Genomic DNA, 16,674 nt, shown 5'->3' with positions numbered 1-16,674 from the left:
CTGCTGTCGCTCGACAAGCAGGCTGCGGAAGCTGCCGAGCCGACGACCAAGCCCACGGCGTCCGCCGAGTCGCTGGAGTTTTTCGAGACGCAAGTGCGGCCTTTGTTGGCGAAGCATTGCTTCGAATGCCACGGACCGAAGAAGGAACACAACGGCCTCCGGCTCGACTCGCGCGCACGGATGATTCAAGGAGGAGACGACGGACCGGCGATCGTGCCGGGCCATCCCGAGAAGAGCTTGCTCATCGCGGCCGTGAAGCATGAAAGCTACGAGATGCCGCCGGAGCCCGCCGCAAAACTGAGCGGGCCGCAGATCGCCGCGCTCGAAAAATGGATCAAGCTCGGCGCGCCATGGCCGATGAACGCCGCCGATCTCGCCGCCGCGCCGAAGTCGATCGCCGATCGGGCTCGCGACTTCTGGGGGTTCAAGCCGGTGGCGAACCCGCCGGTGCCGAACGTCAAGCACGGTGATTGGTCGTCGCACGGGGTCGATCGGTTTCTGGCGAAGCGTTGGGAAGCGGCCGGGCTCGAGCCCGCCTCGGATGCCGATCCGTCGACGCTCATTCGCCGCGTGAGCTTCGTCCTCACCGGCTTACCGCCGACTCCTGAGGAAACGGAAGCGTTCGTGCGCGCATGTTCGACCGACAAGCCGGAAGCGGCTTATGTTGCGCTCGTCGATCGGCTCCTCGCGTCTCCGCGATTCGGCGAACATTGGGCGCGGCATTGGATGGATTGGGTTCGGTACTGCGAAACGCACGGTAGCGAAGGGGATCCCGTCATTCCCGAGGCTTGGCGCTATCGCGATTATCTGATTCGCGCGCTCAATGCCGATGTGCCGTACGACCAACTCGTGCGCGAACATCTCGCCGGCGACTTGCTCTCGCCGCCGCGCGTCGATGCCCAGCGCGGCATGAACGAATCGACGCTCGGCACGGCCCAGCTGCGGATGGTCGAACACGGCTTCCAACCGGTCGACCCGAGCGACGACTTAGTGAAGCTGACCGACAACCAGATCGATGTCGTGATGAAGACGTTCCAAGCGCTGACGGTGACTTGTGCCCGTTGCCACGACCATAAGTTCGACGCGATCTCGCAAGCCGACTTCTATGCCCTGTATCCATTGTTCACGGCTTCGCGGCCGGCACAGGTGCAGCTCGATCTCCCGGAACGCCTGCATCGGCACGATGCCGCACTGCGCGCACTCAAAACCAAGCTGCGCGCCGTCGTCGCCGAAGCGTGGCTCGCCTCGCTCGACGGGCTGCCCGCGAGAATGGCCGCGCTGCCGGAGCCGACCCCTGCGGAATCGAAAAAGCAACCAGGCGTCGCGGTTCCGCCGGCGCCGCCGGTAGCGCCTTCGCCTCCGGTAGCGCCTTCGCCTCCGGTAGCGCCGTCGCAGAAGGTCGTCGACGAGGCGGCCAAGCGATTCGATCACGTGCTGAATCCCTGGATTCAATTGCGAGCCCAAACAGCCGACGACGCCCAGGCTTGGCAAGCCTCTTGGAAGCAAGTCGCGTATAAGATCGGCACCGAACTCAAGCATCGCGTGAACCAACGCGACACCGAAACGGTCCGCGCGATGCGCCTCGACGAGCGTGAGTACGCCGGTTGGTCGAAGACGGGAGCCGGCGCCCCCGTCGCACCGTTCGCAGCCGGAATGTTCGCCGTCGCTCCGGCAGGTTCGGCGCTGATTCAAGGTGTCTATCCCGCCGGCGTCTATACGCACGAGCTCTCGATGAAGCACGGCGCGATCCTCTCGTCGCCGAAGTTTAAGCTCGAAGGAGAAGCGCTCGGCGTGCGGGTCGTCGGAGGCCGGTTCGCGCAGGTGCGGCTGGTCGTCGAGAACTATCCTCTTTCGCGCGGCGGCATTTATGGGCAAACCGCCCTGCCCCACACCGAAGCACCGCAATGGGTTCATTGGGATACGACTTACTGGAAGGGCTTCGAGGCCTACGTCGAGCTCGAAACGTTCGACGATGCCACGATCATCTCAGGCGGCGCCCCGAAAGATGCGCAGCGCCCCTCCGACGGCCGGTCGTTCATCGGCATCACCGACATCGTCGAACGTCGCTCGCGAGGGTTCACCGAAGTGCTCGACCCGCGCATCGCTTCGGCAGCGATCGTCGTCGACCCGCCGGCGCAATCGGCCGATGAACTAGCCAAGCGTTATCAAGCGGCGACCCGCGCGGCGATCGAAGCATGGCGCAGCGGCCAGGCCTCGGACGAGCAAGCGGAGTTGCTCAACGTCTTATTGCAAGCCGAGCTATTGCCCAACTCGGAAGCTCCCTCCGGCCCGATGTCGCTGGGGCCCGAGGCCATGGCCCTTGTGGCCGAGTATCGCAAACTCGAAGCGGAGATCCCTAAAGCGACGCGCGCGCCTGGAGTCGTCGAGAGCGCCGGCTTCGATCAACCGCTCATGACGCGCGGCGACCATCGCAAGCTTGCCGAAACGATACCGCGGCGCTACCTGGAAGGACTCGGCGGCCCTTCCTTGAAAAGCGCGGGAAGCGGCCGGCTGCAACTCGCCGAGCAACTCTCTTCGCCGCAGAATCCATTGACGGCGCGCGTCGCCGTGAATCGGCTCTGGCACTATGTTTTCGGCCGGGGCATCGTGGCGACGGTCGATAACTTCGGCGCGCTAGGCACTCCGCCGACACATCCGGAACTGCTCGATCACTTGGCGACGAAGCTCGTCGACGAGGGTTGGTCGCTCAAGCGCTCGCTGCGCTATCTCGTTCTGTCGCGGACCTTCCGGCTGGCGAGCGCGCCGAGCGAGGCCGCGAAGAAACACGATCCGACGAACCTGCTGCTCTCGCATGCCCGCGTGAGACGGCTCGATGCGGAAGCGATTCGCGATGCGCTCATCATGACCGCGGGCCGGCTGAAGCACGACGAAGCCGAAGGGCCGAGTTTCGCACCCGGCGATCCGCCGCCCAAGCAAACGCGGCGCAGCGTCTTCATCGCGATTCGTCGCAACAGCTTGCCGCCGTTTCTCGAAACCTTCGACGCGCCGAAGCCCTTTACCACGCTCGGCGCGCGAGACGTCACGAATACTCCGAGCCAAGCCCTGACGATGCTCAACGACACGCTCGTGATCGAGCTCGCGAAGTTCTGGGCGACGTCGCTACTCGAGACGAAATATCCAAGCGACGACGAACCGGCGCGCGTGCGCCGCATGTACGTCGCCGCTTTCTCGCGCGAGCCGACTGCCGCCGAGCTCGCGGCGGCGAAAGGGTTTCTCGCAGAGTTGGCCGTGCTCCATCAGGTTAGGCCGGAAGATCGCCTCCGCAGCGAAAAGATTTGGCAAGACTTCGCGCATGCTCTCTTCAACATGAAGGAGTTTATCTATGTCCGCTAAAGAATCCGCCAACATGCGATTTTCGCGGCGCGAGCTTCTCGCGCGCTCGTCGACCGGCTTCGGGCTCACGGCGCTCGCGGGCCTGCTCGCACAAGATGCCAAGACCGTACACGCTGCCGCAGACGTCGCCGCTCCGCAGACGCGCGCGAAGCATGTGATCTTCTGCTTCATGTCGGGCGGGGTTTCGCATCTCGACTCGTTCGACCACAAACCCCGGCTCGAGCGCGACGCGGGGAAGCCGATGCCGGTGCCGGTTCATCGGACGATGTTCAACAACAACGGCAACATCATGCCGGCGCAGTGGAAGTTTAAGCAGCGCGGCAAGAGCGGCCTGGAAGTGAGCGAGCTCTTTCCGTACATCGCCGAATGCGCCGACGACCTCGCAGTCGTCCGCTCGATGACGTCGAAATTCAGCGAACATGCGCAGGCGAACTACTTCACGCACTCCGGCTTCGGTCTCGCCGGCTACCCCAGCGCAGGAGCTTGGACGACCTACGGCCTCGGTTCCGAAAACCGAGATCTGCCGGGCTACGTCGTCTTGCAAAGCGGCAATTGCACGACGCCGCACGGAGGGGTCGCGAACTTCAGTTCCGGCTTCCTGCCGGCGCAGCATCAAGCTTCGATCTTCAAGGCCGACGCCGGCGAAGCGCTTCGCAACGTCACGCCGCGCGAGCCGGACGACCTACAGCGCAAGCGGCTCGCGTTCATTCGCTCGGCCGATCAGCGTTTCTCCGCCGACACGAAGGCCGATGCCGCGGTCGAGGCGGCCGTGCGCAACTATGAAACCGCGTATCGCATGCAGTCGGCCGTACCGGAACTGTGCGACATCTCGGGCGAAACGGCTGCCACGCGCACCGCCTACGGCCTCGACTCGCCCGACGCCGAGAAAGCCGCCTACGCGCGGCAATGCCTTACGGCGCGCCGGCTCGTCGAGCGCGGCGTACGGTTCATCGAGCTGAGCTGCTGCAACAAAAGCATCGGCGCCGGAAACGCCGCCAACCCTTGGGACCAGCACGGCAAGATCAAAGAAGGGCACGGCGCAATGGCCTTCTCGGTCGATCAGCCGATCGCTGCGCTCTTGCGCGACCTCAAGCAACGGGGCCTCTTGGCGGAAACGCTGATCGTCTGGGCCGGCGAGTTCGGGCGAACTCCGTTCTCGCAAGGTTCCGACGGCCGCGACCACAACCCCTACGGCTATAGCATCTGGCTGGCCGGCGGGGGGGCGAAAGGGGGCACCGTCTACGGCGCAACCGATGAGCTCGGCTATCACGCGGTCGAAAATCCGACGACCGTCTACGACCTCTGGGCGACCGTGCTGCATCTGATGGGCGTCGACCACGAAGCGCTCACCTACCGCTTCGGCGGCCGCGACTATCGCCTGACGGATGTCCACGGCCGAGTGCTGCACGACATCATCGCCTAGCGCTCGCCGGCGGCAAACGCTACGCCGCCGGCTTCGAGAGCTCATACAAAAAGATCCCGGCGGCCACCGCCACGTTGAGCGAATCGACTCCGGCCTGCATCGGCACGATCACCTTGCGATCGCAAGCCGCCACGACGTCGGCCGGGATACCATGCCCTTCGCTGCCGAAGACGATTGCCAGCCGCGTAGGCCGCGCACGCGTCCCCAAGGTCTCCGCTTCGGCATCCAGCACCGTGGCCCACGACTCCACTCCATACGCCCTGCGCAAGCGCACGATCGCGCCGGCGATATCGTCGAGTTGCGTGATCGGCATCCCATAGACGTTCCCCATCGACACGCGTTGCACGCGGCGCGAAAAGGGATCGGCCGAGCGCGGCCCGAGGAGGATGCCATCGATACCGAATCCGGCCGCGATGCGAACGATCGAGCCGAGGTTTTCAGGGTCTTGCACGTCGGGGCAGACGACAAGCGTGCGCCGCCGGTCGTCGATGTTCCAAGACGAAACGAGCGTGTCGAGTTCGAGCGGCGCAGGCCGAACGCCGCAGGCTAAGATCCCGCGGTGAAAGTCGTAGCCGACGAGCGCTCGCAGCGCATCGTCCGGCACGACGAACGCCGGCAAGCGCTCGGGCAGGATCGACGACAGCTCCGCAACGTAGGCTTCGCTCAACAAGACCGATTCCGTCCGGAGCGAACTCCCGAGCAGCCGACGAACGAGCTTATCTCCTTCGGCGATGAACAGCCCGCGACGTGCCGTGTCGTTGGTCTGCTTCAATGCGCGATACGGGTCAAGTCGGCGATCGGCGTCGAGTTCGGCGATGCGAATGAGCGGCATAAACACCACGGCCCGAGCTACGACGGCTCCGTCAACGCGGCCCAACCGCAGAGGAGCGCCGCGGCCGTTTCGATGCGAAGAATACGAGGACCGAGGTTGATCCCTTCCCAGCCGGCGGAGAGCGCCGCAGCTTCTTCTTCCTCCGTAAAGCCCCCTTCCGGGCCGACGAGCAACACGATCTTCGTCGATACCGAGAGCGGCGCGCGGGCGAGTTCCGTCAACGAGCGTGCCGATTCCGGCTTGCCGAGCACGCGGAGAGCCGACCGATCGGCCGCGGTCACGAACGTTGCGACGTCGGCCGCCGGCGCGATCTCCATCAATACGTTGCGCCGGCATTGTTTGCTGGCCTCGACGACGGCCCGGCGCAGACGCGTACAAGCTCCGTCATCGGGCTGCACGACAGCCCGCTGCGTGCGCAGCGGCACGAAGCGGCGGACGCCGAGCTCGGTTCCCTTTTCGATCAGCCACTTCTGGCGATCGCCGCGCGGCAACGCCGAGGCGAGCGTGATCTCGCGCCGCAATTCGCGATCGACCACGGCGCGCGAGCGAATCGCAAGCCGCACTTCGCTCCGGCCGACTTTCGTCACTTCTGCCAGAAACTCGAAGCCGGAACCATCGAACAACGTCACTTCGGCTCCGACCTTCACGCGCATCACGTGCGCCAAATGATGCGCTTCGGCATCGACGACGGAAGCCTCGTCGCCGGTGATCGGCGTTTCGACGTAGTAGCGCTGGGTCATGGATGCGTGATGGTTACGGAAACGGAGCTACGGGCAGAGCCGGCAATGATGGAGTGCTGTAGGGAGTCGTTTCCCGCAACCGAAGCGGCTCGACCCCTCGCTACGGCAAAGAGTCTCATGCAGCAGCGTGAGTTTACCGAACAAGTAAAGGATTAGGATAGTGGTCGGAAGTCGCCGGCCGGCAAGAACGGCCGGCTGTGGCGCAACCGCGACTGCCCCCTATCCGTTGACTATCTATCCGTTGACTCAGCCCCTCGCTCCTCAGGACCGTCGCTCATGCCTGCCGGCACCTTGAATCGCAAGACTTCCCCTGCCACGCTCGCTCCGCGCTGCTTGGTTCGTACCCCTTCGCACGAAGAAGCTTCCGCGCGGTTGCAATTCGTCGTCGAGCATGGTTCGCGACTGGGCTTGTTGTTGGGAGAATCGGGCAGCGGCAAGACGACGTTGCTCGAAAGCTTTCACGAAGAGCTGCGCGGTGCGGGCTGCCTGACGGCCGTCGTCAACGTCGCAGGACTCGAAGCGCAAGAGCTGCTCTGGTCGATCGCCGTGAAGCTGCGCACGCCGGTCGAAAAGGAATGGAACCTGTTTCAACTTTGGCGGGCCTTGAACGATCGGTTCACGGAACTACGCTTTCTGCGCGAGCAAGCCGTCGTGCTCGTCGATGATGCGGGCCTAGCCTCGACCGACGTGTTGATGCAGATCTATCGCCTGGCGCAAAGCGAGCCGGCGAGCGAGGCCCGCCTGTCGATTATTCTCGGCACGACGCGCGCTGCGCTACCGCGCATCGGCCGGCATCTGCTGGAACTCGTCGATTTGAAGATCGAGTTGCCGGCCTGGAGCGTGGCGGAGGCGCGAGCCTTGGTCGAGGCGACTGCGGGCACCGGCCGAGCGGTGCGCTTTTCGACGACCGCGATGGAACGCTTGCACCGGCTCTCAGGAGGGATGCCGCGAATGATCGTGCGGCTGGCCGATCTCGCGCGCCTGGCAGCGGCCGCCGACGGCGGCGACACGGTCGATGCGGAAACGGTCGAAGGTGTCTACGACGAGCTGAGCCTGCACGCGGCGGCGAGCTAGCTGCCCTGCGCCGCGCGGCCTTGCTACGTGCGAGAAGGCCGAAACTTGGGCATTCTCCGACTTCCACCGACCGGCGGCTGATCTAGCGGCCCGGCGAGGGCTGAGTACAATAACCGGGCTCTATTCGCTCGGTCTTGTCCTCGTCCGGAGAGTTGTTCGTGGCTAAGTCGTCCGCCGGTTCTTCGATTGCTGCGACCGCCATCGGCGAAACGGCCGACGCGACGGCATCGGCGGACGTTCCCGTTGCGCTGCGCGATCCTACGATTGCCGGCATTCTGGCTTGGGCGATTCCCGGCGCGGGTCATTGGTATCAAGGACGGCGGACGAAAGCCGTGCTGTTCTTTACCTGCATCCTCGGCACGTTCTTCTACGGGCTTTGGCTCGGCAGCGGGCGGGTCGTGTATGCCTCTTGGGGGCCGACGACCGACGAGAAACGGCTGCCGTACGTCTGTCAGCTCGGCACCGGCTTCGTCGCCTTGCCGGCGATGGTGCAGGCCCAACGCTATAAGAACGACGCTTATCTCAAGAGTATGCAGGCGAAAGAACGGCAAGGGGAACGCTCCTTCGGCGAATGGTTCATGGCCCCGCCGTTGCTCAAGATACGGCTCCCCACCGGCCGTGAAATCGACGAACTCGACTATCTGAATTACACGCTCAACCGCCGCTTCGAGCTCGGCACGATCTACACGATGGTCGCCGGATTGCTGAACGTGCTGGTGATCTTCGATGCGCTCGGCGGCCCGGCCTATGGCGTGAGCATGGCGCGTCGCGCGCTGGGTCGCGACTCGAACGACGACGAAAAAGAAACCTCGAAGCCGGCCGCGGCGCCGAGCGGTTGAGTGGCCTCGCAATAGCTGAAGATCGCTTCCTTGCTTCTCGGACAGAGCCTCATGTACTTGTCGTCGATCTTGAACGGGATGGTTCCGTTGTTCGCGATGCGAATGAACGAACTTTGGTATGCGCTGCCGCTGATCGTCGTGATCAGCCTCGTCTATTCCGGCACCCGTTACGAACGGCCGGAAGATATCCTGCTCGGCTCGTTCCACTCGGCCAAATGGATCATCGGCTTCATGGTCGTGATCTTCGCGATCCTCTGGTTCGTTTCTTGGTTAGCATCGTAGTGTCGTGAAGATGCCGCTCAGCGCTCCGACTTTCCCACGCTTCATGAATCACCGCTTAGCCGTCGCCGAGGCGTGCTTAGGCTTGGCGTTGTGCTTCCTCGGCTCGCAAGCGGAAGCGGCTCCGATCGATCAACTCGGCGCACTCGTGCCGACCGACGCCGCCGGTTTCCTTACGCTCGACGGTCAGGCGTTTCAAGCGGCGGCCCGCTTGGTCGACGATAGTGCCGTCGCCAATTCCTCGTTCGGTCCGGAACCGGCAGCGAGGCGTCCGAACCGCAACGTACCGTCGCCGCTCGCGGTCGTCCAAGGGGCGCTGGAAACGAAGCGCCGCGTCGATGAATTGCTCGACCGCGTGCTCGCTCTGCGCACCGAGATCATCGCCATCGACCCGCAGGCCGACGACGACGGCCGGCGGCGCGCTGCGGCTCGCGGCTTCCTCCGCGCGGCAACGACCCTGATCGACCTCTCCGGCAGGCTCCGCTACTTGCAGAACGATGTCGTCCGCAACGCCCGCTCTCGGGCCGCCGACGTCGGCGCGCGCGAGCAACTCGCCGACTTGTTCTTACGTTATCGAAGCACCGTCGGCGCGACGCAATGCGCCGACGACCTCTTCACGTTTCCCGGCCGGACGCGCTACCACGAAAAGCTGCTGCGCCTCATCGGCACCTCGGGCCAAACCTCGCTGTTGCCGATCGTGGTGCGGTATGTCGAAGACACGACGCAACCCACCGCGATGCGCATGTTCGCCGCCGAGGTGATTCGGACGATGGGCTTGCCGCAACCTCCGCGACCCAATCCGCCGGAAGAGCTTCCCGAACCGGCGATCGTGCCGGAGCGGCTGCATGAGCTCGTGGCCTCGCTGAGCGACGGCGATCTCGACACCGATGGCTTAGCGCGCCGCCAAGCGCTGCTCGATTGGCTCGAAGAACGACGCAAGCGCGGCATCGTCGGCGATAGCTATCGAATCGGCTCCTACGAGGTCCGGCCCGGCGATTGGCTCTTGATGCGCAATCCGTCGCCGTACAATTTGTTCACGGACCTGTCGCCGGGTTTGTTCACGCATGTCGGCATGGTCGCGGCGGAGACGGGAGCCGACGGCGTGCGGCGCTTCGTGATCGTCGATGTGCCGGAGCGCGGCGAGCGCGTGCCGGCGGTGAACGTCGAAATCTATCTCGAACGAACGCTGCATTACTTCTTCTTACGAGATCAGGATGCCAAGTCGGCGGCACAGATGGCCGGAGCCGCCGCAGACGTAATCGGCAATCCGGCTCAGTTCGATTTGAATTTCCGCAGCGATCGAGTTTACTCGCTCGCGAAGAAGCCGCTTAAGGATGTGAAGATCCACACTTATTGCGCCGGGCTGCTACTGCTTGCCGCTCTGCAAACCGATGTGAACCGGAGCGAATACTTTCCGCTGACCGAACGACAAGCGGCGGGCTACACGGTCGAGAACGTCGCGAAGATGGGCCTATCGCTCGGGGAAGGATTCTTGTCGCCGAGCGGAGCCCTCTTCTCGCCCCGAATGGAGATCGTCGGCCGGCGCGAGCCGATGTACGACCCGCGCCGCGAAGTCGAAGAAGCGGTGTACGATTACTTTGCGAGTGCGCTCGTGGTGAAGCAGATGACGCCTGAGGGGAATTGGTATCAGGCGCTGCGGCAGCGTGTGGCCGAAGCCTCGACGACGAACCCGCTCTTGGCGAAAGCTTTAGCCACGGCGGCCGGAGTCGGCGCCGATACGGATCTCGCCGCAGCGGCGAAAGCGGCGGCCATTGTGGAAACGCTCGATGAGACCGCGGTCGCGGCGGGTGAGAACTTCCAAGCCGCACGCGATGCCGTGCGCAACAACGCCGCCCCTGCCGCAACGAACGAGGAAGCGCAACACCGCGCCGCGGCACGTCGCCGTCATGCCGACTTGATCGCCGCACAGCAGTCGGGCCGAATGGCTCCGCGCGACGTACGGCTGGCGCTCGTGCGCTATTACATCGCCGTGGGACGCGCCGACATCGATCGCAAATTTTTTCAATCTCCCGCGGCCGGCACCTCGGGCCGTTGATCTTATGCCGCCGTTCACTTGCCATCTGTTCGTCTGCTGCAATCGGCGCGAGCCCGGGCACGCGCGCGGATGTTGCGACCCGGACGGAAACGGAGCGCTGCGGAACGCGTTGAAGGCCGAGATGAAGAAGCGAGGGCTCGGCCCGACGGTGCGCGTCAACGAAGCCGGCTGCCTCGATCAATGCGAGTTCGGCCCGACGCTCGTCATCTACCCGCAGCAGATCTGGTACGGCAACCTCACGCCGGCCGATATCCCGCGGATCGTCGACGAAACGCTGGTCGCAGGTCGGGTCATTCCGGAGCTGCAAATTCCCGACGAATGCTTGAATTCCAAGGGAAAGATCCCGTGGAACCGCGGGCTGGGATGATGACGGGCGGCGGATGGTCTTCGGCCCTGCTGATCGGGCCTACTTATCGGCTGGGGTATCTGCTTGAATCTCGTGCGCCGGCAACTTCTAATGGCGGGCGCAATAGAAAAGTTTTGCTTTCTTCGGAAGGACTTCGGCAAATGCAACGAGCAACTTGGAATCACGCGATCGTACGAGCAGCGGCGATGGTCGTCGTCGGGATCATGGTCGGAGAAGCGACGATGCGTCAACTCGCCGCACAACAACAGCAGCCACAACAGCCCCGTCAGCGCAACAACACCGGACAAGGGAATAACAACGGGCAAGGCAACGGACAAAACAACGGCCAAGGAGGGAATAATCGTCGCCCCACGGTCGAACTTCCCGACGATCCGAAGCTGCTCGAGTTGCACAAGAATTTCGTGCTCGCAGCCGAGAAACTCGCCGGCGATTACGAACGAACGAATCAGCACGACAAAGCGCGTTCGTGCTATTCCGAAATCTTACGGCTCGTGCCGACCTATACGCCTGCCGCAGAGAAGCTGGCGAAGATCAAAGAGAAGGAACTGACGGCCGAGAAGAAGCTCGTCGATGTCTACGCCAACAAGGGCTGGCAAGATTCCGGTATTCAAGTGATCGCCGGCCGGCCGATCTCGCTCCGCTCCAACGGTCAATGGACGTTGAAGATGACCTACAATCTTCAAGCCGACGGGCTGGAGATTCCGAAGGAGCTGCGCGACTTCCCGCTCGGGGCGCTGATCGGGCTCATCGGCGACTCGGTTGATGACAAGGACGCGAAGCCGTTCTTTATCGGAGCCGATAAGACGTTCGATGCGACGAAGTCGGGCAAGCTCTACTTGCGGATCTACGATAGCGATCCCGAAGACAACCTCGGCCGAATCGGCGTGATCGTCGAAGGGTCGTTTAATAAATAAGGTCGGCGAACGATCGCGGTTTCGCTTCGGCGAGCTCGCGGCCATAGGAACTACGGAGCTGTTTTCGCGAGCCACCTCATGCGGCGCCGAACCGTCCTCGCGACGGGCCGCCGAGCGGAAGGAGTCTGACGATGCATCGCCGTTTTCTTATGTCGTCGATCGTGCTAGCGTTGGCGTTCGGTGCGGGCGCTCAGAGTGCGGAACCGCCGCCTGCGACAGTCGCGGAAACCTCCGCACCCGAACAAGCTCCGCCGACGAAATCGGCACCGAAGCTCGATGCCCAGGTCGTCGCGCTGCTGCGGCAAACGGCGCTGGCCTTGGAGTCGCGATCGGTCGAACCGGCGGAAGAGCCGGCATTTCGCACATTGCTCACGGCCGGCGACCTGCTGCGCGACGACCGCACCTTAGCCCCGAGCGAACGGGAACGGCTGCGGGCTCTGGTTCGAGTTCGACTCGTACAAGCGGCCGATGTCTTGAAGCGGCAGGCAGTTAAAGAGTTGGCTGCCAAGAAGGTGGTCGACTTGAAAAAGACCGACGGCGTTCGAGCGCAACCGAAAACGGTGCAACCACCGGCTGCGACGACGTTGGCTCAGCAATTTCCGATCGGCGCTTTCGGGCAAGCCGGCGGCAACGGCGGGGCGAACGGACCGAGAAGCGCCCTTCAAGCCTCGGCCGAAGAGTTGATGGACATCATCACCTCGAACATCAAGCCCGAGAGTTGGGACATCAACGGCGGGACGGCGGTGATTCGCTACTTCGCCGTCGGCGATGCGCTGGTCATTCGGGCCACGGCCGACACGCACGGGGGCGTCGGGGATTTGATCGGCCAATTGCGCAAGTAGCCAGTTACGCAAGTAACGGTGCTCAAGTAATCGACACGATTATCTTCGCACTCGCTCGACCGCGACGTAAGCCAATCCGCTCGCCAGCGTCGCGCCGACCCACCAGGCTCCCCAACGAGTCGCGTCGCCGTACTGGCCGGCGACGTACATCGCCCCTTTGTAGAGCATGAACGCCGAAGCGGCGGCGAGCCCGATCGCCGGCCAAGGAAACAGCGGCATGCGAAACGCCGCCGCAGGATCGGCGGCAGCGCTGCCCTCTCGTTCCGCGCGCCGGCGCAAGACGATGACGGCGACTGAGCTGAGCATCAGGAAGAGATAAAACGGCGGCGTCATGAACATGACCAAACGTTGAAACGCTGCACGACCGGAACCTTCCTCCGCCGTCGCTCCGCACGCCGCGACGAGTGCGAGCGTGATGAGCATCTGCACTGCGAGCGACGAGACGGGCGTGCCGAAGCGGGCATGCCAATGCGCCAAGCAGCCGAGCCCTCGGTGTCGACTTCCCATTGCGTAGTAGATGCGCGCGCCGGTGAAGATCATGCCGTTGATGGACCCCAAGGCCGAGATGCAGATGAGCAAGCTGATCGCCCGGCCTCCCCACGCACCCAGTAGCGGCGCCACGGTTTTCGCCGCCACGGCATCGCTTTGCGCCATCCCTGCCAAGCCGAGGACATGCGCACAGGCCATGTTGATGCCGACATAGATCACGGTGACGACCGCCGCCCCCAGCAACAGCGCACGCAAGATATTCTTTCGCGGCTCGCGCACCTCCGCGGCCACGCAGCCCATCTCGTTCCAACCGCTGTAGGCGAAGAGGACGAAGATCATCGCGAACGACCAGGAGTTGAGCGTGGCGCTCCAGCTTGGTGTTTGCGAACCCGCAAGCTCTGGAGCGGTTGCTTGTTGCGCCGCGATATCGGTTGCCGGAGCGAATGCGGGCGAGAGCGATCCGGCTAGAATCACCGCCGCGAGCCCGAGCACCTTTGCGGCGGTGAGGATGTTTTGCGTCGTTGCGCCGAGCCGGACGCCGAGCGCATTGATCGACGTCAGCACGAAGACCGATCCGCAGCTATAGAGCAGAAACGACGTGGTTCCCTGAGGCGGCGTGACGCTGCCCGGCAACGCATCGGGGGCGAACAGCATTCCGGCATACGAAGCGAACACGCACGCCATCGCGCCGATCGAGCCGGGACGAATCACCCAGAGCTGCGTCCATGCGAAGAGAAACCCGACCGGCCGGCCGAACGCTTCGCTGAGATAAGCGTAGTCTCCCCCTTCGACCGGCGAACGGGTGGCGAGCTCGGCGTAGCAAAGCGAACCGACGAGCGCAAACAAGCCGCCGAGAATCCAGATGGCCGGCAACTGCCAATCGGCCGTGAGCGAACCGGCCACGAGCGGCGTCGACTCGTAGATGCCCGAGCCGATGATGATGCCGACGATGATCGAAGTGCAATCGACGAGCGACAGGCGACGCTGCGGAATAGCGGAACCTGCGGGAATGCGCTCCGGCACCGAATTCGACGAACCGGAAGACATGCAAAACTCACGAGTGGAAAGGAGCGGCGGTCCCCTTCCGACGGAAGCAGGATAGCCGGAAAGTAAGAAAAGTAATTACGAAACGATGAGCGCGAGATGAAGGCCCCGAGAACCTTTTCGCAAGTCGGACGTCTTAAAGAATAGCGACCTCACGGCGAAACGGCGCTTGCCGTTTCCCTCGGCGAGGCCGGATAACTATAATGCAGTAGACGCCGAGCGGGCAGGCGACGATCCATTTCGACGAGCCCGCCCGAGTGTTCGACCTCTTCCGAGTCCCTGGGGTATTCTCCGCGTGAAGGAACTAAATCGCACAGGCGGTACGGCCGGTGAACGGGCCGTGTTGGTGAGCGTCTTAACCGACGAACAGGGAAGTTACCAAAACGATCCTCTCGAAGAATTGGCCGAGTTGGCTAAGTCGGCGGGAGCGGAAGTCGTCGGACGATTGACGCAGCGCCGTGTGACCCCGGACAAGACGACCTACCTCGGCAAGGGGAAAGTCGAAGAACTGCGCATGCTGGTCGAGTGCGAAGAGGCCGACGTCGTCGCTTTCGACAACAACCTGAGCCCGGCGCAGATTCGCAACCTCGAGCAAGTGATCAAGGTCAAGGTGCTCGACCGGACGGAATTGATTCTCGACATCTTCGCGAGCCGGGCTCGAACCCATGAAGCACGCCTGGCCGTGGAACTGGCGCAGCTGGAATACTCGCTGCCGCGGTTGAAGCGGATGTGGACCCACTTGTCGCGTATCAAGATGGGGATCGGCATGCGTGGTCCCGGCGTGCCGACGAGTATGCGAAAGATCAACTTTTCGCCACGCTCGACACACGCACCAGGCGCTGGCAATTGCCCGGTTGGGGACCGGTGCTGTTGAGCGATACGGTAGGGTTCATTCGAGACTTGCCTCACCAGTTGGTCGCGGGCTTCAAGGCGACGCTCGCCGAGACGCGCCAAGCCGATCTGTTGTTGCATGTCGCCGATGCGAGCAACCCGCACGCGCAGGAACAAATTACAGCCGTCTACAAAGTTCTGGAGGAGTTAGGCATCCATGAAAAAGACACGCTGCTTGTTCTCAATAAAGTCGACTCCGTCCCGGACCGATTGCCGGAGCGAGGGACGCTCGACCGACTGCTTGATCGCTACCCGAACGCCGTGCCCATCAGTGCGCGTCGCGGAACGGGTTTGCAAGAGCTCGCGAAAGCGGTAAGCGATGCGCTCAGTCGCGGCTTCCGCGACGTCGAGATCGAGACGGGCGTGGGCAACGGTCGGATCATGGCCTATCTGGCTGCGCACGGCGAAATCGTTTCGCGGCAATATCACGACGAGCGCGTCGTGATTCATTGCCGGATCGCGCCGGAGCACTTAGGCCCGATCGAGCACGACGTCGGCATCATCGTCCGGCCGTTTACCACGAACGGACATGCGATGGTTCCGCTGCTCGATGGCTCGCTACTCGACGACTCGCTGCTCGATGGTTCGATATTGAGCGGCGGGGCGATTCCGGAAGAGGCCGGCGCACCGCTGCGGACCGACTTGTAATGCTGTTTCGGCATCGGCGCATCCACGGCTCGCGCATCGTTGTCACCGGGGCATCCGGCGGCATCGGCCTTGCCATCGCCGAAGAGTTGGCCCGACGCGGCGCGAAGCTGGTGCTCAATGCGCGGCGCGAGGAGGTGCTGCAGGAGATCGCCGGACGATTAAAGGCGCAAGAAGCCGAGGTCGAGATCGTCGCCGGCGATATCACCGACTCGGCTGTGCGCGAAAGGCTACTGGTGCAGGCCGGCGAGCGCTTCGGCGGCCTCGATATTCTCGTGAACAACGCCGGCATCGGCACGTTCGGGCGATTCGCCGACTCCGACGCCGAACGACTGCGGCGCGTCATGGAGGTAGACTTCTTCTCCACGGTCGAACTCACTCGCACGGCTTTACCGCAACTGCGCGCGGGAGTGAAGCCGATGGTCGTGAACATCGCCTCGATCTTAGGGCACCGGGGCATCCCTTACGGCACGGAATACTGCGCCGCGAAGTTTGCGATGCGCGGCTTCAGCGAAGCGCTCCGACCGGAGCTGCACAAGCTCGGCATCGACGTACTCTTGGTCAGCCCCGGCACGACGAAGACCCGCTTCTTCAACAACGTGCTCAAGATGGACGTCGAGCTTCCGTGGCGGAAGCAAACGGGCGGAGGGGTCACGCCGGAGTATGTTGCGCAGCGGACTGCCGACGCGATCGAACGAAACAAAACGGAAATCATTCCGAGCGTCTCCGGGGCGCTGATGGTGCTCGCGAACCGACTCGCGCCGCGATTGATCAATCGCATCATGCAACGCTACGGGTAACGAATCGTTGCAGGGACGTTCCACGTGCCGTAGCCGCGTGCGAGTCGGGAGCGTTGCAGGTCATCGCGACGCACGTAGCCTCCGT

13 protein-coding genes and 1 pseudogene are annotated in these 16,674 nt (G+C 63.5%); 11 read left to right on the top strand and 3 right to left on the bottom strand.

Going from position 1 to position 16,674, the window contains the following annotated elements:
- The first annotated feature begins 93 nt into the window (after positions 1-93).
- Together K8U03_01635 and K8U03_01630 are read left to right on the top strand one after the other, a co-directional pair.
- Positions 94-3,354 carry a PSD1 and planctomycete cytochrome C domain-containing protein gene (locus tag K8U03_01635; GenBank protein ID MCE9603584.1) on the top strand — a complete coding sequence of 1,087 codons (3,261 nt, stop codon included), beginning with the start codon at positions 94-96 and terminating at the stop codon, positions 3,352-3,354.
- The gene (locus K8U03_01630; protein MCE9603583.1) at positions 3,344-4,777 is read left to right on the top strand and encodes a DUF1501 domain-containing protein; all 1,434 of its coding nucleotides are present in this window, start codon (positions 3,344-3,346) and stop codon (positions 4,775-4,777) included. Before K8U03_01635 ends, K8U03_01630 begins: the two co-directional genes overlap by 11 nt.
- A 19-nt stretch (positions 4,778-4,796) precedes the next feature.
- On the opposite strand, the gene K8U03_01625 is transcribed toward K8U03_01630, so the two are convergent.
- Both K8U03_01625 and K8U03_01620 read right to left on the bottom strand, forming a co-directional pair.
- Positions 4,797-5,609, bottom strand: coding sequence for an RNA methyltransferase (locus K8U03_01625; protein ID MCE9603582.1), 813 nt, complete (start codon positions 5,607-5,609; stop codon positions 4,797-4,799).
- Between the two features lie 17 nt (positions 5,610-5,626).
- Entirely contained in the window at positions 5,627-6,349 is a 723-nt protein-coding gene (locus K8U03_01620) for a 16S rRNA (uracil(1498)-N(3))-methyltransferase (GenBank protein ID MCE9603581.1), read from the bottom strand.
- A 276-nt stretch (positions 6,350-6,625) separates the two neighbouring features.
- Here K8U03_01620 and K8U03_01615 point away from each other — a divergent pair, with 276 nt between their 5' ends.
- From K8U03_01615 to K8U03_01585, 7 genes are all read left to right on the top strand, one after another.
- Positions 6,626-7,423, top strand: coding sequence for an AAA family ATPase (locus K8U03_01615; GenBank protein ID MCE9603580.1), 798 nt, complete (start codon positions 6,626-6,628; stop codon positions 7,421-7,423).
- Between the two features lie 158 nt (positions 7,424-7,581).
- Positions 7,582-8,262, top strand: a complete 681-nt coding sequence (locus tag K8U03_01610; protein MCE9603579.1) for a hypothetical protein — start codon at positions 7,582-7,584, stop codon at positions 8,260-8,262.
- 96 nt (positions 8,263-8,358) lie between these two features.
- A complete protein-coding gene (locus tag K8U03_01605) occupies positions 8,359-8,544 on the top strand; it encodes a hypothetical protein (GenBank protein ID MCE9603578.1) in 186 nt (61 codons plus the stop codon).
- Positions 8,545-8,587: 43 nt separating this feature from the next.
- Entirely contained in the window at positions 8,588-10,597 is a 2,010-nt protein-coding gene (locus tag K8U03_01600; protein MCE9603577.1) for a hypothetical protein, read from the top strand.
- Between the two features lie 4 nt (positions 10,598-10,601).
- Positions 10,602-10,964 carry a (2Fe-2S) ferredoxin domain-containing protein gene (locus tag K8U03_01595; protein MCE9603576.1) on the top strand — a complete coding sequence of 121 codons (363 nt, stop codon included), beginning with the start codon at positions 10,602-10,604 and terminating at the stop codon, positions 10,962-10,964.
- A gap of 140 nt (positions 10,965-11,104) precedes the next feature.
- Positions 11,105-11,878: a hypothetical protein gene (locus tag K8U03_01590; GenBank protein ID MCE9603575.1), complete on the top strand. Its 774-nt coding sequence runs from the start codon at positions 11,105-11,107 to the stop codon at positions 11,876-11,878.
- Between the two features lie 131 nt (positions 11,879-12,009).
- Positions 12,010-12,720: a hypothetical protein gene (locus tag K8U03_01585; GenBank protein ID MCE9603574.1), complete on the top strand. Its 711-nt coding sequence runs from the start codon at positions 12,010-12,012 to the stop codon at positions 12,718-12,720.
- Between the two features lie 39 nt (positions 12,721-12,759).
- On the opposite strand, the gene K8U03_01580 is transcribed toward K8U03_01585, so the two are convergent.
- Positions 12,760-14,256 (bottom strand): amino acid permease, encoded by a 1,497-nt coding sequence (locus K8U03_01580; protein ID MCE9603573.1) that lies wholly within the window; start codon positions 14,254-14,256, stop codon positions 12,760-12,762.
- A gap of 292 nt (positions 14,257-14,548) precedes the next feature.
- Here K8U03_01580 and K8U03_01575 point away from each other — a divergent pair.
- Together K8U03_01575 and K8U03_01570 are read left to right on the top strand one after the other, a co-directional pair.
- Positions 14,549-15,792 (top strand): annotated as a pseudogene (locus K8U03_01575) (50S ribosome-binding GTPase).
- A complete protein-coding gene (locus K8U03_01570; GenBank protein MCE9603572.1) occupies positions 15,792-16,589 on the top strand; it encodes an SDR family NAD(P)-dependent oxidoreductase in 798 nt (265 codons plus the stop codon). The pseudogene K8U03_01575 and the gene K8U03_01570 overlap by 1 nt, the downstream one beginning before the upstream one ends.
- The last annotated feature ends 85 nt before the right edge of the window (positions 16,590-16,674 follow it).

It is taken from the genome of Planctomycetia bacterium, assembly GCA_021413845.1.
Lineage (GTDB): Bacteria > Planctomycetota > Planctomycetia > Pirellulales > PNKZ01 > PNKZ01.
The sequence above is the reverse complement of the archived record's forward strand: the minus strand, read 5'-3'. Positions and strand labels throughout refer to the sequence as shown.